Genomic DNA, 24,609 nt, shown 5'->3' with positions numbered 1-24,609 from the left:
AGCAGTAAAATGGCAAATTTAGATAAAATGACCATCGAAGTGCTACGCTACAACCCTGAATCAGATAGCGAGCCACATTTAGATAGATATGAAGTGCCGTATGACAGCCAAACTTCACTTTTAGATGCATTGGGTTTCATTAAAGACGAGCTTGAGCCTGAGCTTTCATATCGCTGGTCTTGCCGTATGGCGATTTGTGGTTCTTGCGGAATGATGGTAAACGGTAAGCCGAAGTTAGCTTGTAAAACATTCCTGCGTGATTACAGCGGTTTTATGCGAATTGAGCCGCTAGCGAACTTCCCGATTGAGCGTGACTTAGTAGTGGATTTAAGCCACTTTATTGATAGCATCGAGGCAATTAAACCTTATATTATTGATAATAAAGCACCGGAAGGGCAACGTACTAAACAAACGCCGGCACAATTAGAGAAATATCGTCAATTCTCAATGTGCATTAACTGTGGTTTATGCTACGCGGCTTGCCCACAATTTGGTTTAAACCCTGAATTTATCGGACCTGCTGCGATTACATTGGCTCACCGCTATAACTTGGATAACCGTGATAATGGTCGTGAAGAGCGTATGAAGCTACTCAGCAGCAAAAACGGTGTTTGGAGCTGTACTTTCGTGGGTTACTGCTCGGAAGTCTGTCCGAAACACGTCGGCCCTGCTTCGGCTGTAAACCAAGGTAAACTTGAAAGTGCGAAAGATTATGTTATCTCAATGATCAAACCGAGATAGGAGGAAGAAATGTCAGCAACAAAACGTAGACCTTATGTAAGGGGAATGAAAGCCAGCTGGTGGAAAAAACTCGACTTCTATAAAATGTATATGGTGCGTGAAGCTACCTGTCTTCCAACGGTTTGGTTCTGTATTGTGCTCTTTTATGGAGCAGTTGCGTTAAGTAAAGGCACATTCGCCACCGATTTTGTAGATTTCTTACAAAATCCGTTAGTTGTTATCCTAAACATAATTTCATTGGCAGCAATGTTATATCATGCGGCAACACTTTTTGTGATGACACCTGCCGTCATGTCCGTGATGGTTAAAGGTAAACACTTACCAGTCTCGGTTGGAAGAAATATTCTTTGGGCAGCAACAGGCGTAATTAGCGTAATTGCATTAATCTTGGTTTATATTTAAGAAGGGGAAGAAAATGAGTCTTGATCAAAACCCAAAACGTTCGAATGAACCGCCTGTATGGTTGCTTTTTAGTGCCGGAGGAATGGTAAGTGCATTATTTTTCCCTGTGGTAATCTTTATTATCGGCTTACTGCTTCCATTTGGATTAGTGTCACCGGATAACATTATTGCTTTTGCTCACACTTGGATCGGCAAGCTCGCCATAATGGTATTAGCGATTTTCCCTATGTGGGCAGGAATGCACCGTATCCATCACGGACTACATGACTTGAAAGTTCACACGCCGGCAGGTAATGTGATTTTCTACGGATTGTCTATCTTATACACAATTCTAGTAATCATTGCAGTCGTGCAGATCTAATTTGAGAGGACCATCTGGTATAAAGCAGATGGTCTTTTCATTTTTATATACTAACAAGCGGTCGAATTTATAAGGAAATTTGCAAATATTGGAAATTCTGCCGATAAAACGATCGTTTTGTATTAAATATCTGCAAAAAAGATCTTTTTTCAATTTTTTTACAAAAACCGCTTGCGTTGTTTTTGTTTTTCCCTATAATACGCAGCACACAACGACGCACTGTTGTGAACGATTTAAAATTGATTTCCAGTGCGTCGTTTCTTTTTGTTCTTTAACAATTTATCAGACAATCTGTGTGGGCACTTGTTGATTGACTTGATTGAAAATATTTTTTTAATTTTGAAGTCTTAATAGGTGCTAACTAGAAATTCATTACTTTCGTTTAACCTGATTTTAATTAGGTTTAAATTTGAAAGTGCGATTTTATGTCAGCAGTATTGAGCGATTAAACTTTTTGAATTGAAGAGTTTGATCATGGCTCAGATTGAACGCTGGCGGCAGGCTTAACACATGCAAGTCGAACGGTAGCAGGAAGAAGCTTGCTTCTTTGCTGACGAGTGGCGGACGGGTGAGTAATGCTTGGGAATCTGGCTTATGGAGGGGGATAACTACTGGAAACGGTAGCTAATACCGCGTAATGTCTTAGGACTAAAGGGTGGGACCATTTGGCCACCTGCCATAAGATGAGCCCAAGTGGGATTAGGTAGTTGGTGAGGTAAAGGCTCACCAAGCCCGCGATCTCTAGCTGGTCTGAGAGGATGACCAGCCACACTGGAACTGAGACACGGTCCAGACTCCTACGGGAGGCAGCAGTGGGGAATATTGCACAATGGGGGGAACCCTGATGCAGCCATGCCGCGTGAATGAAGAAGGCCTTCGGGTTGTAAAGTTCTTTCGGTGACGAGGAAGGCGACTGTTTTAATAGAACAGTCGATTGACGTTAATCACAGAAGAAGCACCGGCTAACTCCGTGCCAGCAGCCGCGGTAATACGGGGGGTGCGAGCGTTAATCGGAATAACTGGGCGTAAAGGGCACGCAGGCGGTTGTTTAAGTGAGGTGTGAAAGCCCCGGGCTTAACCTGGGAATTGCATTTCAGACTGGACAACTAGAGTACTTTAGGGAGGGGTAGAATTCCACGTGTAGCGGTGAAATGCGTAGAGATGTGGAGGAATACCGAAGGCGAAGGCAGCCCCTTGGGAATGTACTGACGCTCATGTGCGAAAGCGTGGGGAGCAAACAGGATTAGATACCCTGGTAGTCCACGCCGTAAACGCTGTCGATTTGGGGATTGGGCTTTAAGCTTGGTGCCCGTAGCTAACGTGATAAATCGACCGCCTGGGGAGTACGGCCGCAAGGTTAAAACTCAAATGAATTGACGGGGGCCCGCACAAGCGGTGGAGCATGTGGTTTAATTCGATGCAACGCGAAGAACCTTACCTACTCTTGACATCCAGAGAACCTTGTAGAGATACGAGGGTGCCTTCGGGAGCTCTGAGACAGGTGCTGCATGGCTGTCGTCAGCTCGTGTTGTGAAATGTTGGGTTAAGTCCCGCAACGAGCGCAACCCTTATCCTTTGTTGCCAGCGATTCGGTCGGGAACTCAAAGGAGACTGCCGGTGATAAACCGGAGGAAGGTGGGGATGACGTCAAGTCATCATGGCCCTTACGAGTAGGGCTACACACGTGCTACAATGGCGTATACAGAGGGCGGCGAGCCAGCGATGGGGAGCGAATCTCAGAAAGTACGTCTAAGTCCGGATTGGAGTCTGCAACTCGACTCCATGAAGTCGGAATCGCTAGTAATCGCAAATCAGAATGTTGCGGTGAATACGTTCCCGGGCCTTGTACACACCGCCCGTCACACCATGGGAGTGGGTTGTACCAGAAGTAGATAGCTTAACCGAAAGGGGGGCGTTTACCACGGTATGATTCATGACTGGGGTGAAGTCGTAACAAGGTAACCGTAGGGGAACCTGCGGTTGGATCACCTCCTTACCAAAATCGAGAACGACAGCAAGTGTTCACACAGATTGTTTGATAGATGAATGAGAGAAGATGAGTGAAAGATAGCCATTCAAGCGGTGAAAATCTTGAAGATTTTTACAAAATTGGCTAGAATATTTTACTCTCAAATGGCAAAGTGGAAAGCATCTTTAAATGTTGTCCCCATCGTCTAGAGGCCTAGGACATCGCCCTTTCACGGCGGTAACCGGGGTTCGAATCCCCGTGGGGACGCCATTTAAAGATGATTTTTATTGTCTTCTGTTCTTTAACAATATAGAAACAAGCTGAAAAACTGAGAGATATTTCAAGTTCGTTACGCATAAGTAATTATACATAAGTGATAACGAATAAATTGAAAGTCTGAGTAGTAAAAAAATCTTGACTGAACAAAAGCAGTCAAGTGTTTAGTTGTAAAACTGACTTCATTGTTTTTTACTTTTTATTTCTAAGAAGTTTTAGAAAACATTTGAGGTTGTATAGTTAAGTGACTAAGCGCACAAGGTGGATGCCTTGGCAATCAGAGGCGATGAAGGACGTGCTAATCTGCGAAAAGCTTGGATGAGTCGATAAGAGGCGTTTAATCCAAGATGTCCGAATGGGGAAACCCAGTAGGTGAAGAACCTACTATCACCCAGTGAATACATAGCTGTGTGAGGCAAACCGGGAGAACTGAAACATCTAAGTACCCCGAGGAAAAGAAATCAACCGAGATTTCGTTAGTAGCGGCGAGCGAACGCGAAAGAGCCAGTTAGTGATAGCAGTGAAGTTAGGGGAATGTTCTGGGAAGGACAATCGTAGAGGGTGATAATCCCGTACCTTAAAACTCCATTGTGGTACTAGGCTAACAACAAGTAGGGCGGGACACGTGATATCCTGTTTGAAGATGGGGGGACCATCCTCCAAGGCTAAATACTCCTGATTGACCGATAGTGAACCAGTACTGTGAAGGAAAGGCGAAAAGAACCCCGGCGAGGGGAGTGAAATAGAACCTGAAACCTTGTGCGTACAAGCAGTGGGAGCAGATTTATTCTGTGACTGCGTACCTTTTGTATAATGGGTCAGCGACTTATATTTTGTAGCAAGGTTAACTGAATAAGGGAGCCGAAGGGAAACCGAGTCTTAACTGGGCGTCTAGTTGCAAGGTATAGACCCGAAACCCGGTGATCTAGCCATGGGCAGGTTGAAGGTTGGGTAACACTAACTGGAGGACCGAACCGACTAATGTTGAAAAATTAGCGGATGACTTGTGGCTGGGGGTGAAAGGCCAATCAAACCGGGAGATAGCTGGTTCTCCCCGAAATCTATTTAGGTAGAGCCTTGAGCGGACACCTTCGGGGGTAGAGCACTGTTTCGGCTAGGGGTCCATCCCGGATTACCAACCCGATGCAAACTGCGAATACCGAAGAGTGATACTCAGGAGACACACGGTGGGTGCTAACGTCCATCGTGGAGAGGGAAACAACCCAGACCGCCAGCTAAGGTCCCAAAGTCTATATTAAGTGGGAAACGAAGTGGGAAGGCTTAGACAGCTAGGATGTTGGCTTAGAAGCAGCCATCATTTAAAGAAAGCGTAATAGCTCACTAGTCGAGTCGGCCTGCGCGGAAGATGTAACGGGGCTCAAATATAGCACCGAAGCTGCGGCATCAGATGAAAGTCTGTTGGGTAGGGGAGCGTTGTGTAAGTCGATGAAGGTGGATTGAGAAGTCTGCTGGAGATATCACAAGTGCGAATGCTGACATAAGTAACGATAAAACGAGTGAAAAACTCGTTCGCCGGAAGACCAAGGGTTCCTGTCCAACGTTAATCGGGGCAGGGTGAGTCGGCCCCTAAGGCGAGGCTGAAAAGCGTAGTCGATGGGAAACGGGTTAATATTCCCGTACTTGTAATAACTGCGATGTGGGGACGGAGAAGGTTAGGTTAGCAGACTGTTGGATGTCTGTTTAAGCCGGTAGGTGGAGCGTTTAGGCAAATCCGGACGCTTATTAACACCGAGAAGTGATGACGAGTCTCTACGGAGATGAAGTAACTGATACCACGCTTCCAGGAAAAGCCACTAAGCTTCAGGTTATTATAAACCGTACTATAAACCGACACAGGTGGTCAGGTAGAGAATACTCAGGCGCTTGAGAGAACTCGGGTGAAGGAACTAGGCAAAATAGCACCGTAACTTCGGGAGAAGGTGCGCCGGCGTAGATTGTAGTGTCTTGCACACGAAGGTTGAACCGGTCGAAGATACCAGCTGGCTGCAACTGTTTATTAAAAACACAGCACTCTGCAAACACGAAAGTGGACGTATAGGGTGTGATGCCTGCCCGGTGCTGGAAGGTTAATTGATGGTGTTATCGAAAGAGAAGCTCCTGATCGAAGCCCCAGTAAACGGCGGCCGTAACTATAACGGTCCTAAGGTAGCGAAATTCCTTGTCGGGTAAGTTCCGACCTGCACGAATGGCATAATGATGGCCAGGCTGTCTCCACCCGAGACTCAGTGAAATTGAAATCGCCGTGAAGATGCGGTGTACCCGCGGCTAGACGGAAAGACCCCGTGAACCTTTACTATAGCTTGACACTGAACATTGAATTTTGATGTGTAGGATAGGTGGGAGCCTTAGAAGCAGTCACGCCAGTGATTGTGGAGGCGTCCTTGAAATACCACCCTTTAACGTTTGATGTTCTAACGAAGATTGCGGAACGCGGTCTCGGACAGTGTCTGGTGGGTAGTTTGACTGGGGCGGTCTCCTCCCAAAGAGTAACGGAGGAGCACGAAGGTTTGCTAATCACGGTCGGACATCGTGAGGTTAGTGCAATGGTATAAGCAAGCTTAACTGCGAGACAGACAAGTCGAGCAGGTGCGAAAGCAGGTCATAGTGATCCGGTGGTTCTGAATGGAAGGGCCATCGCTCAACGGATAAAAGGTACTCCGGGGATAACAGGCTGATACCGCCCAAGAGTTCATATCGACGGCGGTGTTTGGCACCTCGATGTCGGCTCATCACATCCTGGGGCTGAAGTAGGTCCCAAGGGTATGGCTGTTCGCCATTTAAAGTGGTACGCGAGCTGGGTTTAGAACGTCGTGAGACAGTTCGGTCCCTATCTGCCGTGGGCGTTGGAGAATTGGTTGGGGCTGCTCCTAGTACGAGAGGACCGGAGTGGACGCACCACTGGTGTTCCGGTTGTGTCGCCAGACGCATTGCCGGGTAGCTAAGTGCGGAAGAGATAAGTGCTGAAAGCATCTAAGCACGAAACTTGCCAAGAGATGAGTTCTCCCACACTATAAGTGTGTAAGGGTTGTTGGAGACTACGACGTAGATAGGCTGGGTGTGTAAGTGTTGTGAGACATTGAGCTAACCAGTACTAATTGCCCGAGAGGCTTAACTATACAACGCTCAAATGTTTTTAGGCTTGTTTTTGTATTGAGAAGAACGAATAAAGAAAAGATAAAGAAATCATAAGATAGAAAGGAATTTTCCCGACGACAAGAGTGCTGTGGTCCTACCTGACCCCATACCGAACTCAGAAGTAAAACGCAGTGACGTCGATGGTAGTGTGGTGATTCGCCATGTGAGAGTAGAGCATCGTCGGGGTTTTAATTTATTTAGTGAGTTTATTAATAAGTAAACAAACAACAATTAGTAAACTGACTAAATAGAACGAATTTGATTGATAACCAGAGTGCTGTGGCTCTACCTGACTCCATCCCGAACTCAGAAGTAAAACGCAGTAACGCCGATGGTAGTGTGGTGATTCGCCATGTGAGAGTAGGGCATTATCAATCTATTAATTTAGGAGCGGTAGTTCAGCTGGTTAGAATACCTGCCTGTCACGCAGGGGGTCGCGGGTTCGAGTCCCGTCCGTTCCGCCAATAATTTAAACATAGGGGCAAATAATTATTTGCCCCTATAAGTACAAAATAAATAGCTATCAATAGGGGCGTAGTTCAATTGGTAGAGCACCGGTCTCCAAAACCGGGTGTTGGGAGTTCGAGCCTCTCCGCCCCTGCCAGATATTAGAAACCGACTGAAATTTCAGTCGGTTTTTTCATTTATATAATTTGTAAATTTTTCTGTTATTTCTCCCGCTTGTGTTAGTTAGTGTCCGGGAGATAGTTGCTAAGATAGGGGAGTAGTAAGTCGTAGTATTTAAAAAAACGTAAGCCCTGTTTTAAACAGGGCTTTTATTAGATTTTTTGACCTGTAATACGACACCATTCTTCTTTTTCTACAACAGGGTCTAGCGTAAAGGCTTCGGTGTAAGCCTCACACACACTTTCAGCCTGAGTAGTAAGAATACCAGATAAGCCTAAATCTCCGTTTGGTTTAACCAGTGTGATAATATTTGGTGCTAACTCTTTGAGTGGGCCGGCTAGAATATTCGCAACAACAACATCGGCTTGTAACTCTTTTGGCTGATCTTTGGCTAAGAAAAGTTGTAGTTTCTCTGCTACGCCGTTCGCCTCGGCGTTGTTTTGACTAGCTAAAATCGCCTGTGGGTCGATATCAATCCCGATGGCTTGTTTTGCACCGAGTTTAAGTGCAGCGATAGCTAAAATACCTGAACCACAGCCGAAGTCGATAACCGTTTTGCCTTCTAAATCTAAGCTATCTAACCATTGTAAGCAGAGCGAGGTTGTTGGGTGTGTGCCGGTACCAAATGCAAGCCCGGGGTCGAGCATCACATTAACTGCATTCGGGTCAGGCACTTCACGCCAGCTTGGGCAGATCCATAAACGCTTGCCAAACTGCATTGGGTGGAAATTATCCATCCACTCCCGTTCCCAGTCTTTGTCTTCGATTTGCTCGATTTTGTGAGCAAAGTTTTCGTCCACTAATTTGCTGGTTTTTAGTGCTTCTACGATGAGATTCATATCAGTTTCCGCATCAAAAAGCCCAACTACATCGGTATTTCCCCAAAGACGGGTTTCCCCCGGAAGAGGTTCAAAAATTGGAGTATCTTGACTATCCATAAAAGTCACCGACACCGCTCCAATCTCGGTTAAAAAATCGCTGATTTCCTCAGCCTGTTTATCTGTACTGTTTAAACGAATTTGTACCCAAGCCATTTTGATTTTCCTATTGTTTATTAATTCGTAAGAGGGCCTTTTGTAGGATATCTATTTTCTTTTTATCTTGCTCCCCAAGTAGCAAACCATTTAATAATGCTGTTGCATTTTTTGTAGAAAGAACACAAGGGGAGAGATACCCTCGAGAGTTTGGATAATTTCTCCAATGATGCCAATAGCTAATTGAGGATTTCCTGAGTTTTTGTGATCATATGTGCCTAAAATAATAACTTGCTCTCCATCTCCATCTCCATCTTCATCAATATAAATTTCTATTGTATCTTCTTTCCAATATGAAACCATTGGTTTTTCCATTACCCTCTTCCCCCCACCGTGATTTTATCCAGCTTCACCGTAGGTTGTCCTACGCCGACCGGTACGGATTGCCCTTCTTTGCCGCAAGTGCCGATGCCGGGGTCGAGTTCCATTTTTTTACCGACCATTGAAACTTGTTGCATTGCTTCAATACCACTGCCGATCAGGGTTGCTCCTGTGACAGGTTTGGTGATTTTGCCTTTTTCGATTAAGTAGGCTTCGGCGGTGGAGAACACAAATTTGCCGGAGGTAATATCCACTTGCCCGCCGCTGAAGTGTGGAGCATATAAACCGTATTCGACCGATTCAATCATCTCTTCAAATTCGTGATTGCCTTCGGTGAGGTAGGTGTTGGTCATTCGTGGCATTGGCAAATGAGCGTAAGATTCGCGTCTGCCGTTGCCTGTTGGGGCAACCCCCATTAGGCGGGCATTGAGTTTGTCTTGCATATAGCCTTTTAGAATGCCGTTTTCAATTAACACATTACGTTGTGAAGGCACGCCCTCGTCATCTACTGTGATTGAGCCCCGCATATTCGGCACCGTGCCGTCATCTACAATGGTGCAAAGCTCAGAGGTGACCATTTGCCCGATTTTACCGCTAAAGAGTGAAGATTCCTTACGGTTAAAATCCCCCTCCAAGCCGTGCCCAACTGCTTCGTGGAGCAAAATGCCCGGCCAGCCGGCACCGAGAACAATCGGCATTGTGCCTGCCGGTGCAGGAATGGCTGTGAGATTCACGAGGGCTTGGCGAACAGCCTCTTTGGCAAGCGATTCCGCACGACTAAAGCCGGTTTCGCTTGCTGCTAAGAACCAGTCTAAATCAAAGCGCCCCCCGGCACCTGCTGAACCTCGTTCACGCTTGCCATTTTGTTCCACCAGTACCGACACAGATAAACGCACTAACGGGCGAATATCCGCAGCCAGTGTGCCGTCAGTCGCTGCTACTAACATTTCTTCATATACCGCTGAGAGATTCGCATTTACTTGAATCACTCTCGGATCTGCCATTCGAGCGGTTTTATCCACCAAATGGAGCAATTCGACCTTTTGTTCACGGCTGATCGTCTCTAGCGGGTTGATTGCCGGATAGCGAGAACAAGCGGTCGTTTTTTTGAAATTTTTTACCGATAATTGACCGCTTGTTGGGCTGATTGAACGAGCGGCAGCGGCACATTGCTCAAGCTGTTTTAATGTGATTTGATCGGCGTAGGCAAAGCCGGTTTTTTCGCCTGATATGGCACGCACACCGAACCCTCGCTCGATATAAAAACCGCCTTCTTTGATGATGCTATCTTCCAAGCTCCAGCTTTCATCTTGGCTGAGTTGGAAGTAGAGATCGGCATAATCAATATGACGGCCGGAGAAGTGATCTAACACTTGAGTTAAGTGTGATAATTCAAGCCCGCTTGGAGCAAGCAAGCTGTTTGAAACCTGATTTAGCATGGTGATTCCTAAAAATAAAAGACGGTAAATTTTAACATAAAATCTACCGTCTTAAGTGAACAATGGTGAATTAACCTTTTAAGCCTTCTTGTTCACGCACATTATCCACACCTTGGTCTGCCTCCACTCGTTGCATAAAGGCGGAAAGTTGGGAAAGGTGAGAGAAATCCAACCCTAGCAGGCGACACCAGTTGAGCATAATGTAGAGATACGCATCGGCAACCGAAATTTCTTCACCAAAGAAAATATGATTTTCTAAATGAGCATTCGCAAAAGCCAGTTGTTCTAAAATTTGCTCAGCCGATTGTTGGCGAATAGTTTTGGTGAGCGTTTCATTGCCTTCCGCATAACTTGGCAAGCGGAACAGTGGCACGAATGATTTATGCACATCTGAATTGAAAAAAGCTAACCAACGAGCCGCTTTGGCTTTATCACGAGCAGTTTTGCTGCCGAATAATTTAGCTTCCGGATAAAGCTCGTCTAAATAGTGGACAATAGCTTGGTTTTGCGTGAGGGCCAAGTCGCCATCAACCAACAATGGTACGTTGCCACGAGGGTTTAAAGCCAGATATTCCGCCGATTTAATAAATTCACGGCTGACAGCTTGAAACGCATAATCTTGATTGGCACGCAATTTCACCCACTCTAGGGCAACGTGTGGCACAAATGAACAAGCACCGGTTAATCCATATAATTTCATCTTTTCTTCCTCATTAAGGTAATAATTTTTCTAAACGCCATAAATCAGCAAAAGTGGCCCTGGCTTTAATTAAATGGGCTTGGTTGCCATCAACCATAATTTCTGCCGCTTGTGGGCGAGAGTTGTAGGTTGAAGACATTGCCGCACCATAAGCTCCGGCAGAACGAATAGCGATTAAATCCCCTTCGGCAATCGCCAGTTCTCTTTGTTTGCCTAAGAAATCCGAGGTTTCGCAAATCGGGCCGACCACATCGTAAACAGCTTTGTCACGGTTTAAGGTTTTATCCACTTCGGTAATTTGCATATAGGCTTCATACAGAGCCGGTCGAATCATATCGTTCATACCGGTATCAACAATCGCAAAATTGCGATCTTCATTTTGTTTCAAATATTCCACTTTCGTCACCAAAATACCGGCATTTGCGGTAATGGCACGCCCCGGCTCAATGATGATTTCTAAGTTTTCATATCCTTTGAGTTTTTCCAGCAAGGCTTTGGCATATTCGGTCGGATGCGGAGGTTCTTCGCCATTGTAAGGCACGCCTAAACCGCCGCCTAAGTCTAAGTGGTGTAGCTCAATGCCGTCTTCACGCAGTTGTTCCATTAAGACGATTAAGCGATCGGTTGCATCTAAAAACGGTTGTAATTCGGTTAATTGCGAGCCGATGTGGCAATCCATACCGGTGATTTTCACATTCGGTAAGGTTTTGGCTAAGCGATACACTTCACGGGCTTGAGTAACGCTCACGCCGAATTTGTTTTCTTTTAAACCGGTGGAAATGTAGGGGTGAGTGTGGGCGTCCACATCCGGGTTTACCCGCAGTGAAATCGGTGCGATTTTGCCTACCTCACCGGCAACTTGGTTAATGCGGTGAAGTTCGGAAACCGATTCAATGTTGAAGCAACGAATCCCGACTTCCAACGCTCGTTTGATCTCGCTGTGCGATTTTGCCACACCGGAAAAGACAACTTTAGAGGCTTCGCCACCAGCTGCTAGAACTCGCTCCAATTCGCCTTGAGAGACAATATCAAAGCCTGAGCCGAGACGAGCCATTACATTTAATAGAGCAATGTTAGAGTTAGATTTGACTGCAAAGCAAACGAGGTGTGGGTGTGAGCCAAACGCATTATTGAATGCGTGCCAGTGGCGTTCAAGGGTGGCTCTGGAGTAAACATAAGCCGGCGTGCCGTATTGCTCGATAATATCGGCAATAGCGACTTCTTCAGCAAAAAGTTGATTGTTTTTATATTCAAAATGGTTCATTGAAAGTCCGTTGTGTTTGGGATTTTGAAAGAGAAGAGGCAACAAGCGGTCATTTTTTCACAAAAATTTGCAAAATTTTAGCAAAAATAGACCGCTTGCAATGCTTATTTTTGTTCGTGTTTAGGGGCTTGCTCAGGGAAGTAGAGTGGGCCTTTGACCCCGCAAGCACTTAAGCCTAAAGTAGTTACTAATGCGATTAAAATGAGTTTTTTCATAGGTTTTCCCGCTTAAAAAATGATGCTTCATTCTAAAACAAAATTAGTACCCTCGCTATAAAAAATTACACCTCAATCTTACTGGTAGATTGAGGTGTAAATTAGGCTACAAGCGAAAAATTGGCTTATTTCAAACTGCCTACCATATCTTCCGGACGAACCCATTCATCAAACTGTTCTGCCATGACTAAGCCTAAGTTAATCGCCTCTTCTTTCAGTGTTGTGCCGTTTTTGTGGGCAGTTTTGGCGATTTTCGCTGCATTTTCATAACCAATGTGAGTATTTAATGCAGTCACTAACATTAGCGATTGGTCGAGCTGTTGTTTAATGCGAGGGTAGTTCGGTTCAATGCCGACTGCACAGTGTTCGTCAAACGACACGCACGCATCGCCTAGCAGTTGAGCCGATTGTAGGAAGTTGTACGCCATCACCGGTTTATAGACATTCAGTTGGAAATGCCCTTGCGTACCGGCAAAGGAGATAGTGACATCGTTGCCTAATACTTGGGCGCAGACCATTGTCATTGCTTCGCATTGGGTTGGATTTACTTTGCCCGGCATAATTGATGAACCCGGCTCGTTTTCCGGAATTAAGATTTCGCCAATGCCTGAACGCGGGCCGGAGGCTAATAAACGCACATCGTTAGCAATTTTATAGAGCGACACCGCAAGCTGTTTTAATGCCCCGTGGGTTTCGACAATCGCATCGTGAGTCGCAAGTGCCTCAAACTTGTTTTGGGCGGTAACGAACGGTAAGCCGGTAAATTTCGCAATGTATTCCGCCACTTTCACATCGTAACCTTTCGGGGTATTCAAGCCGGTGCCGACTGCCGTGCCGCCGAGAGCCAGCTCACGCAGGTGTGGCAGGGTGTTTTCTAATGCTTTGATGCCGAAAGCCAACTGTGCCGCATAGGCAGAGAACTCTTGACCGAGGGTGAGCGGGGTGGCGTCCATTAAGTGAGTACGCCCGATTTTGACCACATCTTTAAAGGCTTCGGCTTTTTCCGCTAAGGTTTTTTGCAGACGTTTGACGCAAGGCAGGGTGTGTTCCACCACTTTTTTGTAAGCAGCGATGTGCATTGCAGTCGGGTAGGTGTCGTTGGAAGATTGGGATTTATTCACATCATCATTCGGGTGAATAATCGATTTTTCGCCCAATTTACCGCCGTTTAAAACGTGGGCACGGTTTGCTACTACTTCATTCACGTTCATATTTGATTGCGTACCCGAGCCGGTTTGCCAAATCACCAGAGGGAACTGATCGCCCAGCTTATTCGCCAAAATCTCATCGCAGGCTTTTGCAATTAAATCCCGTTTTTCGACCGCTAGTACGCCTAAATCGTGATTGGCATAGGCAGCCGCTTTTTTCAGATAGCCAAACGCCTCGATAATTTCCGCCGGCATTGATGCCTCCGGCCCGATTTTGAAGTTATTGCGTGAACGCTCGGTTTGCGCCGCCCAGTATTTATCGGCAGGGACTTGCACTTCGCCCATGGTGTCTTTTTCGATACGGAATTCCATGATTCGCTCTCCTAAATTGTTGGATTAATTGAAAATCAGTAGGCACTAATAATTTAGAGGTATAAGGTGATACTAGCATATAAAAGAAAAAGAAAGGAACTGCGAAGTGCAATTCCTTATTGGTTTTTTTATATTTTATGATTTGGATCACATTATTTAACTACAGGGCGTTAAATCTTTTTCTTAGGCCTGAATTATATAGCGCTTGATTTGCTTCTTGCATTAGTTCCCTTTTTTGTTGATCTGTGAAGGTATAAATATATTGGTGATTTAAGGCCCCGTTTAGCTTAAACAGTAAGTCTTCGGTAACATCAAAGCCCTGGAGAATCAGTTTGATAAAAGTTGACATATACCCTTCTTGAGTAAAATCATGAATGGAATGAATCCCTATTTTTTTCAACATTCTTTCTAACTTTAAATTCATATTTGGTAGGTTTCGGATTTGTGTAGCTCGCTTTTGGCTTATTTTGTACTTCTCCGTTCGGAGTTCCTCTATAATTCCAAAGAGTAGCGAGCTAAATTTTGGTGTATCATCTATGAGAACTTGCGGAATATAATGAAATTTTCTACTTTGTATACCAATTTTTTCATCGCATAAGATACAGGTTTTAGGATACTGACGAATGTATTCAATATCTTTTTTCGCAATACGTAAATAAGTTGCTCCATTTTGATACAATGCAATCATCAATCCATCCTTAAAAACTGCGTAGTAGGAAAAGTAGGTTTTTAGCCGAATTGTTCCAATGATAGGCTCAAATATAGGGTAGATTTCTTCTTTAATTTCATTGATTGTTTGCATATATGTACTCCGATGTAAGGTCATGAAACTTATTTAATAATAAATACTCTTATGGATTAAATTTCAACTAGGATTTTTTAGATTTGTGAAGTGGCTCGAAAAGTTTGAATAAAAAAATGCATAAATACAATTTATTTGAGCCACTTCAAATGAAGTGTTGGAAATATTGTGTATCTTTAGAAGTTTTATCGAATCAAATTATTGTCAATATAAAAAACAAAAATTACTTGCATAAGGGAAATGAAACGAGTATGATAGCAAAGCTTTAGGTATCTAAAGACATTTGATGTAATCATTTATCAAATGGCACTACAGATATTGTAGTGTATACAATGTTCCTAATTTTGGAACTATATAGGTTTAACTGAGCTCCCTTAACTAATTTGTTAAGTGGTAGTTTGGTTTTTTTATTAGCTAAATTTTTTAATTGGAGCTCTGGTCTAATGCAGAACCAAAGAATCCGTATCCGCTTAAAAGCATTTGATCATCGTTTAATTGATCAATCTACTGCGGAGATCGTAGAAACAGCTAAACGTACTGGTGCACAAGTTCGTGGTCCAATTCCTTTACCAACTCGTAAAGAACGTTTCACTGTATTGATTTCTCCACACGTGAATAAAGATGCACGTGACCAATATGAAATCCGTACTCACAAACGTTTAGTTGATATTGTTGAACCAACAGAAAAAACTGTTGATGCATTAATGCGTTTAGATCTAGCTGCTGGCGTTGACGTTCAGATTAGTCTAGGTTAATTGGGAATTTTAAGAGGTTATTACAATGATTGGTTTAATCGGTCGTAAAGTTGGTATGACCCGCGTTTTCACTGAAGACGGCGTGTCTATTCCAGTTACCGTTATCGAAATCGAAGCCAACCGTGTTACTCAAGTTAAAACCCTTGAAAACGATGGCTACTCTGCAATTCAAGTTACTACTGGCTCTAAAAAAGCTAGCCGTGTAACTAAACCAGAAGCAGGTCATTTCGTGAAAGCAGGTGTTGAAGCTGGACGCGGTTTATGGGAATTTCGTACTACTGAAGGTGAAGAATTCACTTTAGGTCAAGAAATCAATGTTGACATCTTTACTGATGTTAAAAAAGTCGATGTTACTGGTACATCAAAAGGTAAAGGCTTCCAAGGTGGTGTTAAACGTTGGAACTTCCGTACTCAAGATGCAACTCACGGTAACTCTTTATCACATCGTGTACTTGGTTCTATTGGTCAAAACCAAACTCCAGGTCGTGTGTTTAAAGGTAAAAAAATGGCAGGACACTTAGGTGCAGAGCGTGTAACCGTTCAATCACTTGAAGTTGTTCGTGTAGATGTTGAGCGTAAATTATTATTAGTTAAAGGTGCCGTTCCTGGTGCAACTAATGGTGATGTTATCGTAAAACCGGCAGTTAAAGCATAAGTCTAGGAGATAGAGATGGAATTACAAGTTGTAGGTGCAAACGCACTAACTGTTTCTGAAACTACCTTCGGACGTGAGTTCAATGAAGCATTAATCCACCAAGTAGTTGTTGCTTATGCAGCAGGTGCTCGTCAAGGATCTCGTGCTCAAAAAACTCGTGCTGAAGTGTCTGGTTCAGGTAAAAAACCTTGGCGTCAAAAAGGTACAGGCCGTGCGCGTTCTGGTGATATTAAATCACCAATTTGGCGTTCGGGTGGTGTAACTTTTGCTGCGAAACCACAAGATCACAGCCAAAAAGTGAACAAAAAAATGTACCGTGGTGCAATCAAAAGCATTCTTTCTGAATTAGTTCGTCAAGACCGTTTAGTGGTTGTTGAGAAATTCGAGATCGATGCACCAAAAACTAAAGTATTAGCACAAAAATTAAAAGATATGGCGTTAAATGACGCTCTTATCATTACTGCAAACGTAGATGAGAATTTATTCTTAGCAGCACGCAACTTATATAAAGTTGATGTGCGTGATGTGCAAGGTATTGACCCAGTTAGCTTAATTGCTTTCGATAAAGTGGTTGTAACCGTAGATGCAGTAAAACAAATTGAGGAGATGTTAGCATGATTCAACAAGAACGTTTGCTAAACGTGCTTAAAGCACCACATATCTCTGAAAAAGCGACAAACAACGCAGAAAAAGGCAATACAATCGTATTCAAAGTTGCATTAGATGCAAACAAAGTTGAGATTGCAAATGCAGTTGAAGAACTGTTTGAAGTAAAAGTTGATTCTGTTCGTACCGTAGTAGTTAAAGGTAAAACTAAACGCCGTGGTGCTAAAGTTGGTCGTCGTAGTGACTGGAAAAAAGCTTATGTAACTCTTCAAGAAGGTCAATCACTTGACTTCGTTGAAGGTGCGGCAGAGTAATCAGAGGAGATAAAATAAATGGCTATCGTTAAATGTAAGCCGACCTCCGCTGGTCGTCGTCACGTTGTTAAAGTTGTAAACGCTGAGCTTCACAAAGGTAAACCTTTTGCAGCACTTTTAGATACTAAATCTAAAACTGGTGGTCGTAACAACTTAGGTCGTATCACAACTCGTCACATTGGTGGCGGTCACAAACAACACTACCGTTTAATTGATTTTAAACGTAATAAATTAGACATTCCGGGTGTTGTTGAGCGTTTAGAATACGATCCAAATCGTTCTGCGAATATCGCATTAGTACTTTATAAAGATGGTGAACGTCGCTATATTTTAGCACCAAAAGGTTTAACTGCTGGTGATCAAATTCAAGCGGGTGCTTCAGCTCCGATTAAAGTAGGTAACGCATTACCAATGCGTAACATCCCAGTAGGTACAACTGTACACAACGTTGAATTAAAACCTGGTAAAGGTGGTCAAATTGCACGTTCTGCTGGTGCTTACGTTCAAATCATTGCCCGTGAAGGTAACTATGTAACTTTACGTCTTCGTTCAGGCGAAATGCGTAAAGTATTAGCTGAATGTACTGCAACCATTGGTGAAGTAGGTAACTCAGAGCATATGCTTCGCGTTCTTGGTAAAGCAGGTGCAAACCGTTGGAGAGGTATTCGTCCAACCGTTCGTGGTACTGCAATGAACCCAGTAGATCACCCACACGGTGGTGGTGAAGGTCGTAACTTCGGTAAACACCCTGTTACACCTTGGGGCGTTCAAACCAAAGGTAAGAAAACTCGTCACAACAAACGTACTGATAAATTCATCGTACGTCGTCGTGGCAAATAATTTAATTCATTAACTAAAAGGTAAACACCAATGCCACGTTCCCTCAAGAAAGGTCCTTTCCTTGACCTACACTTGTTGAAGAAGGTAGAGAAGGCGGTGGAAAGCGGGGATAAAAAACCAATTAAAACTTGGTCCCGTCGTTCAATGATCATTCCATCAATGATTGGTTTGACCATCGCAGTCCATAATGGTCGTCAGCACGTTCCTGTTTATGTTTCCGACGAAATGATCGGTCATAAATTAGGTGAATTTGCACCGACTCGTACATACCGCGGTCACGCCGCAGATAAGAAAGCTAAGAAATAAGAGGTAAAAGATGGAAACTATTGCTAAACATCGTTACGCTCGTACTTCTGCCCAAAAAGCTCGCTTAGTTGCTGATTTAATTCGCGGTAAAAAAGTTTCTGTAGCATTAGAAATCTTAACTTTCACTAACAAAAAAGCAGCGACGCTTGTTAAGAAAGTATTAGAGTCAGCTATTGCAAACGCAGAGCATAATGACGGTGCAGATGTCGATGATCTTAAAGTTGCTAAAATCTTCGTTGATGAAGGTCCAAGCATGAAACGTGTAATGCCACGTGCAAAAGGTCGTGCAGATCGTATTTTAAAACGTACAAGCCACATCACTGTGGTTGTGTCAGATCGTTAATTAAGTAGGAGAATAACAAATGGGTCAGAAAGTACATCCTAATGGTATTCGCCTAGGTATTGTTAAACCTTGGAACTCTACTTGGTTCGCGAATACACAAGATTTCGCTGATAACTTAGACGGCGACTTCAAAGTACGTAAATTTTTAAACAAAGAGTTAGCGAACGCTTCTGTATCACGCATCACTATTGAGCGTCCTGCAAAAAGCATTCGTGTAACTATTCACACAGCTCGCCCGGGTATCGTTATCGGTAAAAAAGGTGAAGATGTTGAAAAATTACGCAACGCAGTTGCGAAAATCGCTGGCGTTCCAGCTCAAATCAACATCGCTGAAGTGAAAAAACCAGAGCTAGATGCGAAATTAGTCGCAGATAGCATCGCTTCTCAACTTGAACGTCGTGTGATGTTCCGTCGTGCAATGAAAAAAGCAGTTCAAAACGCGATGAAATTAGGTGCTAAAGGTATCAAAGTTGAAGTTAGCGGTCGTTTAGGTGGTGCAGAAATTGCTCGCTCAGAATGGTATCGTGAAGGTCGTGTACCTCTACATACGCTTCGTGCAGACATCGATTATAGTACTGCTGAAGCTCACACTACTTACGGCGTAATCGGCGTAAAAGTGTGGATCTTCAAAGGTGAAATTCTTGGTGGAATGGCTGCAGTGATTGAATCTGAAAAAGAACCAGCGGCACAGCCTAAAAAGGCGCCACGTGGCAAAGGTCGTAAATAAGGAGAATCACTGAATGTTACAACCAAAACGCACAAAATTCCGTAAAGTACACAAAGGCCGTAACCGTGGTATCGCGGGTGGCACAGAAGTGAGCTTCGGTTCATTTGGTTTAAAAGCTATTGGCCGTGGTCGTTTAACAGCTCGTCAAATTGAAGCAGCTCGTCGTGCGATGAGCCGTGCGGTTAAACGTCAAGGTAAAATCTGGATCCGTGTGTTCCCAGACAAACCAATTACTGAAAAACCATTAGAAGTCCGTATGGGTAAAGGTAAAGGTAACGTTGAGTACTGGGTAGCCTTAATCCAACCGGGTAAAGTTCTCTATGAAATGGATGGTGTTTCTGAAGAAGTTGCACGCAATGCGTTTGCATTGGCGGCAGCTAAACTTCCGTTCAAAACCACATTTGTAACTAAGACGGTGATGTAATGAAAGCTCAAGAACTACGTAATAAAAGTGTTGAAGAGCTGAATGGTGAGTTAGTGAACCTTTTAGGTGAACAATTCAAATTGCGTATGCAAGCAGCCACCGGTCAGCTTCAACAAACCCACCAGTTAAAACAAGTGCGTCGTAGTATTGCACAAGTTAAAACTGTATTAACCGAAAAGGCGGGTGAATAATGACTGATAAAATTCGTACAGTACAAGGTAAAGTGGTTAGCGACAAAATGGATAAATCATTTGTTGTTGCTATCGAACGTACAGTTAAACATCCGTTATACGGTAAGTTTATCCGTCGTACTACTAAACTTCATGTACACGATGAAAACAACGAAGCTAAATTAGGTGATGTTGTTGAAATTAAGGAATGTCGTCCTATTTCAAAAACTAAATCTTGGACTTTAGTTCGTGTAGTTGAGAAAGCAGTTGTTGCTTAATGAACTATGATTAAATAAAAACCCAGCTTTTGCTGGGTTTTTAGTTTTTGTCATTTTCTAATATACATCTCGCATTAATCGGCCTTCCGCGACCAATTTTGCAATAATATTATTGAAATCATCAACATAAGGCTCTCCTCCGATTTGATCTGCAATTTTGATGAGTTCCGCATCTATCGCTTTACTCATTGCTTTACTGCCACAAATATAGAAATAAGCCCCTTGCTGAATTAAATGCCAAACTAACTCTGCTTGTTGCGATAGGGCATCTTGCACATAAAACTTCTCTGCCTGATCACGTGAAAAAGCAGTAAACAGCTGAGTTAAGGTGCCTTTTGCTAAGTAATTTTCCAGTTCCGTTTGATACAGAAAATCTTTATCACGATAACGCTCGCCGAAGAATAAATAGCTTTCAACCCCCTGATATTGCTGCTCTAACGCTTGTAAAAATGCGATATGCGGAGCAATGCCAGTACCTGAGCCAATCATCACCACCGGGGCTGTTAATGTTTCGGGTAAACGGAAATTCGGATTGGCATTTGCAAAAATCGAGACAAAATCGCCCGCTTGTAATTCGGATAAATACCCACTTGCAGTCCCTTGATAATCTCTACCGTTTAAATGATACGAAACGTGGCGGATACATAAATCAACATAATCAGGGTGAGTTTTACCGCAAGAGCTAATTGAATAGGCTCGTGCGGCTAAGTTAGATAAAATTGGCTCTAAATCGGCTAATGTCACGCTTTTGTTTGGGTCAAAATCGCGTAATACGTCTAATAAATCCCGCCCATAGACATATTGTTCCAATGCTTTTTTATTGGAAATTTTAGTTAAATCTTTGAGTTCATTACTGCCGCAAATTTTTTGAATATCACGCAGTACATTTTTACTTAGTAGTCGGAGTTCTTTATGGCGTAGTAATGCAACTGCATTTTGATCGTTAAACCATTCTGCGTATTCGTTTAATAGTCTGTCCGGTTGCTGCACTTTGACATAAATTAAATCCCCTGCTTGATAGAAAATACCGCTCTCTTTTAATGATAAACGAATATGATACACCGCAGGGCTTGAGTTTGCCAAATGCTTAATTTCCAACACTTCTGCTTGGTATGCCATTTCCTCGCCGTAAGCTTGAACAGAAAGTGAATGTTGAATGGTTTCGTCGTTTGTTGAATGCAATGCCTGCTCCACTAACGGTAGCCATTGTTTAAAAATTTCTTGATAGTTTAAATCGGCATCAACCCTTGCAATTACTGCTTTCGCTTGTTTTTGTTGTAATAATGCATCTAATTGTTTGCTATAGCCACAGAATTTATCGTAAGTAATATCACCCAGCCCGAATATCGCATATTGCAGATTACAAGCGGTCAAATTTTCCAACTTTTCTGTAAATTCATCGGCGTTTTCCGGCGGTTCGCCATCACCAAAGGAGCTGGTTACAATAAGCAATAAACTCTTGGGAGATAATTGGCTTAAATCGGTTTCATTTAATGTAGAAAGTGTGGGCGAGTAGGGAAGTAAAAAGGGTTGGAGAGCTAATTGTTGGGCAAGCTTTTCTGCGTTACCAGACTCCGAACCATAAGCAATGTGGATATGGGGAATGAGAGACATACAAACTCCTCGAAAATAAAAAATTGCGTGTAAAAGAGATCATCTTTTACACGCAATCATTGTTTTTTAATTATTCACCGTAGAAGTCATCAAAGATTTCTTTTGCTGATTCTACTGCTTCAAAGTTGGTCATTAAATCGTTAATTACACGGCGAACGCTGATGTAGCCTGTAATTTTGCCCGCTTCATCAAACATTGGTTGAACGGTGGTATCAACCACATAAACTACACCGCCTTTACCGCAGTTTGGTACGATACCTGTCCAGATTTTACCGGCTTGGATTGTATCCCACATATCTTTATAAACTTCTTTTGGTACAGCTGGGTGGCGTACGATATTATGCGGTTGTCCAATTAATTCTTCACGGGTAAAACCGGTTAATTTGCAGAAAAGGTCGTTAGCGTAAGTAATAACACCTTGTAAATCAGTTGTTGAAATAACTAAAGTATCGTGGACTGCTTTTAAAACAGCTTCATTTGAAGGAACAATTTGTTCAGCCATGTTGAATCTCCATTAATATAAATGAATTTTGTTATGTGTTTATCAGTATAAATACTGACAACATATTTAGGATAATAGATGGAAATATTAATGTAAATCATAAATATGGTTTTTTTGTAAAAATACCTGACTAAATTTATACGATTTATTCTGATGTTAAATTGAGTTTTTATAAAAGTTAATTTATTGTAAAAATTATTGCTTGTGTGAATACATTTTGAAAATTAATAAATTTAGCCTAAAATCTATTCTAATCATTTTAATAATATGCAAACTCGAAAGGAAAACTTATGTCCAAACCTCTAAATTTTGTGATGATTTCCCCTCACTTCCCAACCAATTTTGAAACCTTTGCGGTGCGTTTACGCGAAGCCGGTTTTAATACATTGGGAGTTGCAGATGCCCCTTATGAATCATTGAGCGAAAATCTGCGTCATTCCCTGACTGAATATTATCGTGTAGATAATATGGAAGATTACGAACAAGTTTATCGTGCGGTCGCGTACTTTGCCCATAAATACGGGCGAATTGACCGCATTGAATCGCACAATGAATATTGGCTGGAGTTAGATGCGAAATTGCGTACCGATTTCAATGTGTTTGGTTATAAGAGCGATGATATGCTCTCAATTAAAACCAAAGCCCAAATGAAAGAGGTATTCCGCAAAACTGGTTTGAAAGTGGCACAAGGGCGTGTGTTTAAAGATGATGAAGATGCCCGTAAATTGGCAAAACAGCTTAAATTCCCGGTAATCATCAAGCCAAATTCAGGGGTTGGGGCGAGCGATACTTACAAAATCAAAACGGCGGAAGAGCTAGAAGCTTTCTTCGGTTATAAAACGCCAACGGTTGAATATATTATGGAAGAGTTTATTGACGGCGATATTATTACTTTTGACGGCTTAACCGATAAAGAGGGCAACATCGTTTTCTACTCTAGCCTTGAATATTCAGAAGCGGTATTGGATACCGTTTCAAAAGATGGCGATATGTTCTACTATGTCCCACGTGAAATTTCGCCAAAATTAGTGGAAATGGGCAAACAATGTGTGAAAGCCTTTAACGTAAAAGAGCGTTTTTTCCATTTTGAGTTCTTCCGTGTTAAAGGGAGCAAAAAAGAAGAGTTGTTACCACTCGAAATCAACTGCCGTCCGCCGGGTGGCTTAACTATTGATATGTGGAACTACGCCAACGATTTCGATGTGTTCCGTGAATTTGCCAATATTGTGAAAGAAAACAAATTCTATGCCGATATTCAGCACCCTTGGAACGTGGTTTATATTTCCCGCAAGGCAAACCAAAATTATGTGAATTCGATTGAAGCTGTTTGTGAGAAATTTGCCGGCAATATTATCAGCGTGCAAAGCGTACCGGGCGTATTTGCCAAAGTAATGGGCGAACAAGGCATTTTAGCCCGTACCGAAACAATGGAGCAAATGCGTGAAATTGCACAATTTGCACAAGCGAAACAGTAAGAGGTGAAGTATGCATTTTGAAAAAAGAAGCCACTGGAGTGGCGAATTAGGTCGTGAAATGTCATTCAATGTTTACGGGCATGCAGGTAAACCGGTTATTGTTTTCCCCTCCTCCGGCGGCAATGAAAACGAGTATGGCAATTTCGGAATGATTGAGGCGTGCCGTTCCTTTATTGAACGTGGCTTAATCAAATTTTACACGCCTGATTCTTACGATGCGGAATCTTGGTTATCCAAACATAAATCCGGACACGATATGGCATTAGCTCATAATGCTTACGACCGTTACATTATTCACGAGCTGGTGCCGTTAATCCGCCACGAATCGCACTGGAACGGCACGATGATTGCCACCGGTTGCAGTATGGGGGCATTCCATACGGTAAACTTTGCCCTACGCCACCCGGATCTGTTTGATATTGCCATCGCCTTAAGCGGTGTTTATGACGCTCGCTTTTTCAGTGGTGAGTTTTATGGCGATAAAGCGGTTTATTTTAACTCGCCGATTGATTATGTATGGGGTCAAAATGACGATTGGTTCTTAGACCGCTACCGTCAAAACCACTATGTGATTGCCGTCGGACAAGGCGCGTGGGAAGAACAGCATATTGAAGATACCCGCCGATTACAAGAGGCTTTTAACGCAAAGGGGATCGATGCTTGGTTTGACTACTGGGGCTTTGATATTGACCACGACTGGCCGACTTGGCGTAAACAAATGCCTTATTTCTTAGGCAAGTTGGAAGAACAAGGGATTATTTAATCTATTTGAG

At 43.1% G+C, this 24,609-nt stretch carries 26 protein-coding genes, 3 tRNA genes and 4 rRNA genes; 23 read left to right on the top strand and 10 right to left on the bottom strand.

What is annotated here, in order from left to right:
- Nucleotides 1–9: 9 nt before the first annotated feature.
- From EL242_RS02300 to EL242_RS02255, 10 genes are all read left to right on the top strand, one after another.
- Nucleotides 10–741: a succinate dehydrogenase/fumarate reductase iron-sulfur subunit gene (locus EL242_RS02300; protein WP_006251158.1), complete on the top strand. Its 732-nt coding sequence runs from the start codon at nt 10–12 to the stop codon at nt 739–741.
- Between the two features lie 9 nt (nt 742–750).
- Nucleotides 751–1,143: a fumarate reductase subunit FrdC gene (gene frdC, locus EL242_RS02295; RefSeq protein WP_032844922.1), complete on the top strand. Its 393-nt coding sequence runs from the start codon at nt 751–753 to the stop codon at nt 1,141–1,143.
- A gap of 13 nt (nt 1,144–1,156) precedes the next feature.
- Complete coding sequence (gene frdD, locus EL242_RS02290) at nt 1,157–1,504, top strand: fumarate reductase subunit FrdD (RefSeq protein WP_021280522.1); 348 nt, start codon at nt 1,157–1,159, stop codon at nt 1,502–1,504.
- Nucleotides 1,505–1,960: 456 nt separating this feature from the next.
- A 16S ribosomal RNA gene (locus EL242_RS02285) occupies nt 1,961–3,500 on the top strand.
- Between the two features lie 167 nt (nt 3,501–3,667).
- Nucleotides 3,668–3,743: transfer RNA gene (locus EL242_RS02280), tRNA-Glu, on the top strand.
- 244 nt (nt 3,744–3,987) lie between these two features.
- Nucleotides 3,988–6,886 (top strand): 23S ribosomal RNA (locus tag EL242_RS02275).
- Between the two features lie 89 nt (nt 6,887–6,975).
- Nucleotides 6,976–7,091: ribosomal RNA gene (gene rrf, locus EL242_RS02270) — 5S ribosomal RNA — on the top strand.
- Nucleotides 7,092–7,166: 75 nt separating this feature from the next.
- Nucleotides 7,167–7,282 (top strand): 5S ribosomal RNA (gene rrf / locus EL242_RS02265).
- Together the 16S, 23S and 5S rRNA genes with 3 tRNA genes alongside form the textbook arrangement of a ribosomal RNA operon.
- 10 nt (nt 7,283–7,292) lie before the next feature.
- Nucleotides 7,293–7,369, top strand: a tRNA-Asp gene (locus tag EL242_RS02260).
- Between the two features lie 64 nt (nt 7,370–7,433).
- Nucleotides 7,434–7,509 (top strand) — tRNA-Trp (locus tag EL242_RS02255).
- 175 nt (nt 7,510–7,684) lie between these two features.
- Here EL242_RS02255 and prmA read toward each other — a convergent pair.
- The 8 genes from prmA to EL242_RS02215 all read right to left on the bottom strand — a co-directional run bounded on the left by prmA (nt 7,685) and on the right by EL242_RS02215 (nt 14,827).
- Nucleotides 7,685–8,566, bottom strand: coding sequence for a 50S ribosomal protein L11 methyltransferase (gene prmA / locus EL242_RS02250; RefSeq protein WP_126301330.1), 882 nt, complete (start codon nt 8,564–8,566; stop codon nt 7,685–7,687).
- 90 nt (nt 8,567–8,656) lie between these two features.
- On the bottom strand, nt 8,657–8,881 hold the full coding sequence (locus EL242_RS02245) for a hypothetical protein (RefSeq protein ID WP_126301329.1): 225 nt from the start codon (nt 8,879–8,881) through the stop codon (nt 8,657–8,659).
- On the bottom strand, nt 8,881–10,326 hold the full coding sequence (gene tldD / locus EL242_RS02240) for a metalloprotease TldD (protein WP_126301328.1): 1,446 nt from the start codon (nt 10,324–10,326) through the stop codon (nt 8,881–8,883). Before tldD ends, EL242_RS02245 begins: the two co-directional genes overlap by 1 nt.
- 70 nt (nt 10,327–10,396) lie before the next feature.
- Nucleotides 10,397–11,026 carry a glutathione S-transferase family protein gene (locus EL242_RS02235; RefSeq protein WP_006248215.1) on the bottom strand — a complete coding sequence of 210 codons (630 nt, stop codon included), beginning with the start codon at nt 11,024–11,026 and terminating at the stop codon, nt 10,397–10,399.
- 13 nt (nt 11,027–11,039) lie between these two features.
- The gene (gene lysA, locus EL242_RS02230; RefSeq protein ID WP_126301327.1) at nt 11,040–12,290 is read right to left on the bottom strand and encodes a diaminopimelate decarboxylase; all 1,251 of its coding nucleotides are present in this window, start codon (nt 12,288–12,290) and stop codon (nt 11,040–11,042) included.
- Nucleotides 12,291–12,394: 104 nt separating this feature from the next.
- Nucleotides 12,395–12,505, bottom strand: coding sequence for an LPS translocon maturation chaperone LptM (gene lptM, locus EL242_RS02225; RefSeq protein ID WP_006248213.1), 111 nt, complete (start codon nt 12,503–12,505; stop codon nt 12,395–12,397).
- Between the two features lie 125 nt (nt 12,506–12,630).
- Nucleotides 12,631–14,025, bottom strand: a complete 1,395-nt coding sequence (gene fumC / locus EL242_RS02220; RefSeq protein WP_126301326.1) for a class II fumarate hydratase — start codon at nt 14,023–14,025, stop codon at nt 12,631–12,633.
- 160 nt (nt 14,026–14,185) lie between these two features.
- Complete coding sequence (locus EL242_RS02215; RefSeq protein WP_021280505.1) at nt 14,186–14,827, bottom strand: TfoX/Sxy family DNA transformation protein; 642 nt, start codon at nt 14,825–14,827, stop codon at nt 14,186–14,188.
- Nucleotides 14,828–15,270: 443 nt separating this feature from the next.
- Here EL242_RS02215 and rpsJ point away from each other — a divergent pair, with 443 nt between their 5' ends.
- The 11 genes from rpsJ to rpsQ are packed head-to-tail and all read left to right on the top strand — an operon-like array spanning nt 15,271 to nt 20,245.
- A complete protein-coding gene (gene rpsJ, locus EL242_RS02210; RefSeq protein WP_001181005.1) occupies nt 15,271–15,582 on the top strand; it encodes a 30S ribosomal protein S10 in 312 nt (103 codons plus the stop codon).
- Nucleotides 15,583–15,607: 25 nt separating this feature from the next.
- Entirely contained in the window at nt 15,608–16,237 is a 630-nt protein-coding gene (gene rplC, locus EL242_RS02205) for a 50S ribosomal protein L3 (RefSeq protein WP_006249363.1), read from the top strand.
- A 15-nt stretch (nt 16,238–16,252) separates the two neighbouring features.
- Complete coding sequence (rplD, locus tag EL242_RS02200; RefSeq protein ID WP_006251166.1) at nt 16,253–16,855, top strand: 50S ribosomal protein L4; 603 nt, start codon at nt 16,253–16,255, stop codon at nt 16,853–16,855.
- Nucleotides 16,852–17,157 (top strand): 50S ribosomal protein L23, encoded by a 306-nt coding sequence (rplW, locus tag EL242_RS02195; RefSeq protein ID WP_006249361.1) that lies wholly within the window; start codon nt 16,852–16,854, stop codon nt 17,155–17,157. The genes rplD and rplW overlap by 4 nt, the downstream gene beginning before the upstream one ends.
- Before the next feature lie 18 nt (nt 17,158–17,175).
- On the top strand, nt 17,176–17,997 hold the full coding sequence (gene rplB / locus EL242_RS02190) for a 50S ribosomal protein L2 (RefSeq protein ID WP_006249360.1): 822 nt from the start codon (nt 17,176–17,178) through the stop codon (nt 17,995–17,997).
- Nucleotides 17,998–18,027: 30 nt separating this feature from the next.
- Complete coding sequence (gene rpsS / locus EL242_RS02185) at nt 18,028–18,303, top strand: 30S ribosomal protein S19 (protein WP_005539416.1); 276 nt, start codon at nt 18,028–18,030, stop codon at nt 18,301–18,303.
- A gap of 10 nt (nt 18,304–18,313) precedes the next feature.
- Nucleotides 18,314–18,646, top strand: coding sequence for a 50S ribosomal protein L22 (gene rplV / locus EL242_RS02180; RefSeq protein ID WP_006249359.1), 333 nt, complete (start codon nt 18,314–18,316; stop codon nt 18,644–18,646).
- Nucleotides 18,647–18,665: 19 nt separating this feature from the next.
- On the top strand, nt 18,666–19,373 hold the full coding sequence (gene rpsC / locus EL242_RS02175) for a 30S ribosomal protein S3 (protein WP_006249358.1): 708 nt from the start codon (nt 18,666–18,668) through the stop codon (nt 19,371–19,373).
- A gap of 13 nt (nt 19,374–19,386) precedes the next feature.
- Nucleotides 19,387–19,797, top strand: coding sequence for a 50S ribosomal protein L16 (gene rplP / locus EL242_RS02170; RefSeq protein WP_006249357.1), 411 nt, complete (start codon nt 19,387–19,389; stop codon nt 19,795–19,797).
- The gene (gene rpmC / locus EL242_RS02165) at nt 19,797–19,988 is read left to right on the top strand and encodes a 50S ribosomal protein L29 (protein ID WP_005711179.1); all 192 of its coding nucleotides are present in this window, start codon (nt 19,797–19,799) and stop codon (nt 19,986–19,988) included. Before rplP ends, rpmC begins: the two co-directional genes overlap by 1 nt.
- A complete protein-coding gene (gene rpsQ, locus EL242_RS02160; RefSeq protein WP_006249356.1) occupies nt 19,988–20,245 on the top strand; it encodes a 30S ribosomal protein S17 in 258 nt (85 codons plus the stop codon). The genes rpmC and rpsQ overlap by 1 nt, the downstream gene beginning before the upstream one ends.
- A 57-nt stretch (nt 20,246–20,302) precedes the next feature.
- Here rpsQ and EL242_RS02155 read toward each other — a convergent pair whose 3' ends face one another.
- Nucleotides 20,303–21,859: a sulfite reductase flavoprotein subunit alpha gene (locus EL242_RS02155; RefSeq protein WP_126301325.1), complete on the bottom strand. Its 1,557-nt coding sequence runs from the start codon at nt 21,857–21,859 to the stop codon at nt 20,303–20,305.
- Nucleotides 21,860–21,929: 70 nt separating this feature from the next.
- Nucleotides 21,930–22,361 carry a PAS domain-containing protein gene (locus EL242_RS02150; protein WP_126301324.1) on the bottom strand — a complete coding sequence of 144 codons (432 nt, stop codon included), beginning with the start codon at nt 22,359–22,361 and terminating at the stop codon, nt 21,930–21,932.
- Nucleotides 22,362–22,651: 290 nt separating this feature from the next.
- Between EL242_RS02150 and EL242_RS02145 the strand changes: the two genes are divergently transcribed.
- Both EL242_RS02145 and EL242_RS02140 read left to right on the top strand, forming a co-directional pair.
- Nucleotides 22,652–23,836, top strand: coding sequence for an ATP-grasp domain-containing protein (locus EL242_RS02145; protein WP_126301323.1), 1,185 nt, complete (start codon nt 22,652–22,654; stop codon nt 23,834–23,836).
- Nucleotides 23,837–23,846: 10 nt separating this feature from the next.
- Complete coding sequence (locus tag EL242_RS02140) at nt 23,847–24,599, top strand: esterase family protein (RefSeq protein ID WP_006249353.1); 753 nt, start codon at nt 23,847–23,849, stop codon at nt 24,597–24,599.
- The last annotated feature ends 10 nt before the right edge of the window (nt 24,600–24,609 follow it).

Origin of the sequence: Mannheimia haemolytica, assembly GCA_900638155.1 — a bacterium.
Classification (GTDB): domain Bacteria; phylum Pseudomonadota; class Gammaproteobacteria; order Enterobacterales; family Pasteurellaceae; genus Mannheimia; species Mannheimia glucosida.
The sequence above is the reverse complement of the archived record's forward strand: the minus strand, read 5'-3'. Positions and strand labels throughout refer to the sequence as shown.

Coding starts and splice junctions, on each gene's coding strand:
- EL242_RS02300 (WP_006251158.1), top strand. CDS start 10: ATGGCAAATTTAGATAAAATGACCATCGAAGTGCTACGCTACAACCCT.
- frdC (WP_032844922.1), top strand. CDS start 751: ATGTCAGCAACAAAACGTAGACCTTATGTAAGGGGAATGAAAGCCAGC.
- frdD (WP_021280522.1), top strand. CDS start 1,157: ATGAGTCTTGATCAAAACCCAAAACGTTCGAATGAACCGCCTGTATGG.
- prmA (WP_126301330.1), bottom strand. CDS start 8,566: ATGGCTTGGGTACAAATTCGTTTAAACAGTACAGATAAACAGGCTGAG.
- EL242_RS02245 (WP_126301329.1), bottom strand. CDS start 8,881: ATGGAAAAACCAATGGTTTCATATTGGAAAGAAGATACAATAGAAATT.
- tldD (WP_126301328.1), bottom strand. CDS start 10,326: ATGCTAAATCAGGTTTCAAACAGCTTGCTTGCTCCAAGCGGGCTTGAA.
- EL242_RS02235 (WP_006248215.1), bottom strand. CDS start 11,026: ATGAAATTATATGGATTAACCGGTGCTTGTTCATTTGTGCCACACGTT.
- lysA (WP_126301327.1), bottom strand. CDS start 12,290: ATGAACCATTTTGAATATAAAAACAATCAACTTTTTGCTGAAGAAGTC.
- lptM (WP_006248213.1), bottom strand. CDS start 12,505: ATGAAAAAACTCATTTTAATCGCATTAGTAACTACTTTAGGCTTAAGT.
- fumC (WP_126301326.1), bottom strand. CDS start 14,025: ATGGAATTCCGTATCGAAAAAGACACCATGGGCGAAGTGCAAGTCCCT.
- EL242_RS02215 (WP_021280505.1), bottom strand. CDS start 14,827: ATGCAAACAATCAATGAAATTAAAGAAGAAATCTACCCTATATTTGAG.
- rpsJ (WP_001181005.1), top strand. CDS start 15,271: ATGCAGAACCAAAGAATCCGTATCCGCTTAAAAGCATTTGATCATCGT.
- rplC (WP_006249363.1), top strand. CDS start 15,608: ATGATTGGTTTAATCGGTCGTAAAGTTGGTATGACCCGCGTTTTCACT.
- rplD (WP_006251166.1), top strand. CDS start 16,253: ATGGAATTACAAGTTGTAGGTGCAAACGCACTAACTGTTTCTGAAACT.
- rplW (WP_006249361.1), top strand. CDS start 16,852: ATGATTCAACAAGAACGTTTGCTAAACGTGCTTAAAGCACCACATATC.
- rplB (WP_006249360.1), top strand. CDS start 17,176: ATGGCTATCGTTAAATGTAAGCCGACCTCCGCTGGTCGTCGTCACGTT.
- rpsS (WP_005539416.1), top strand. CDS start 18,028: ATGCCACGTTCCCTCAAGAAAGGTCCTTTCCTTGACCTACACTTGTTG.
- rplV (WP_006249359.1), top strand. CDS start 18,314: ATGGAAACTATTGCTAAACATCGTTACGCTCGTACTTCTGCCCAAAAA.
- rpsC (WP_006249358.1), top strand. CDS start 18,666: ATGGGTCAGAAAGTACATCCTAATGGTATTCGCCTAGGTATTGTTAAA.
- rplP (WP_006249357.1), top strand. CDS start 19,387: ATGTTACAACCAAAACGCACAAAATTCCGTAAAGTACACAAAGGCCGT.
- rpmC (WP_005711179.1), top strand. CDS start 19,797: ATGAAAGCTCAAGAACTACGTAATAAAAGTGTTGAAGAGCTGAATGGT.
- rpsQ (WP_006249356.1), top strand. CDS start 19,988: ATGACTGATAAAATTCGTACAGTACAAGGTAAAGTGGTTAGCGACAAA.
- EL242_RS02155 (WP_126301325.1), bottom strand. CDS start 21,859: ATGTCTCTCATTCCCCATATCCACATTGCTTATGGTTCGGAGTCTGGT.
- EL242_RS02150 (WP_126301324.1), bottom strand. CDS start 22,361: ATGGCTGAACAAATTGTTCCTTCAAATGAAGCTGTTTTAAAAGCAGTC.
- EL242_RS02145 (WP_126301323.1), top strand. CDS start 22,652: ATGTCCAAACCTCTAAATTTTGTGATGATTTCCCCTCACTTCCCAACC.
- EL242_RS02140 (WP_006249353.1), top strand. CDS start 23,847: ATGCATTTTGAAAAAAGAAGCCACTGGAGTGGCGAATTAGGTCGTGAA.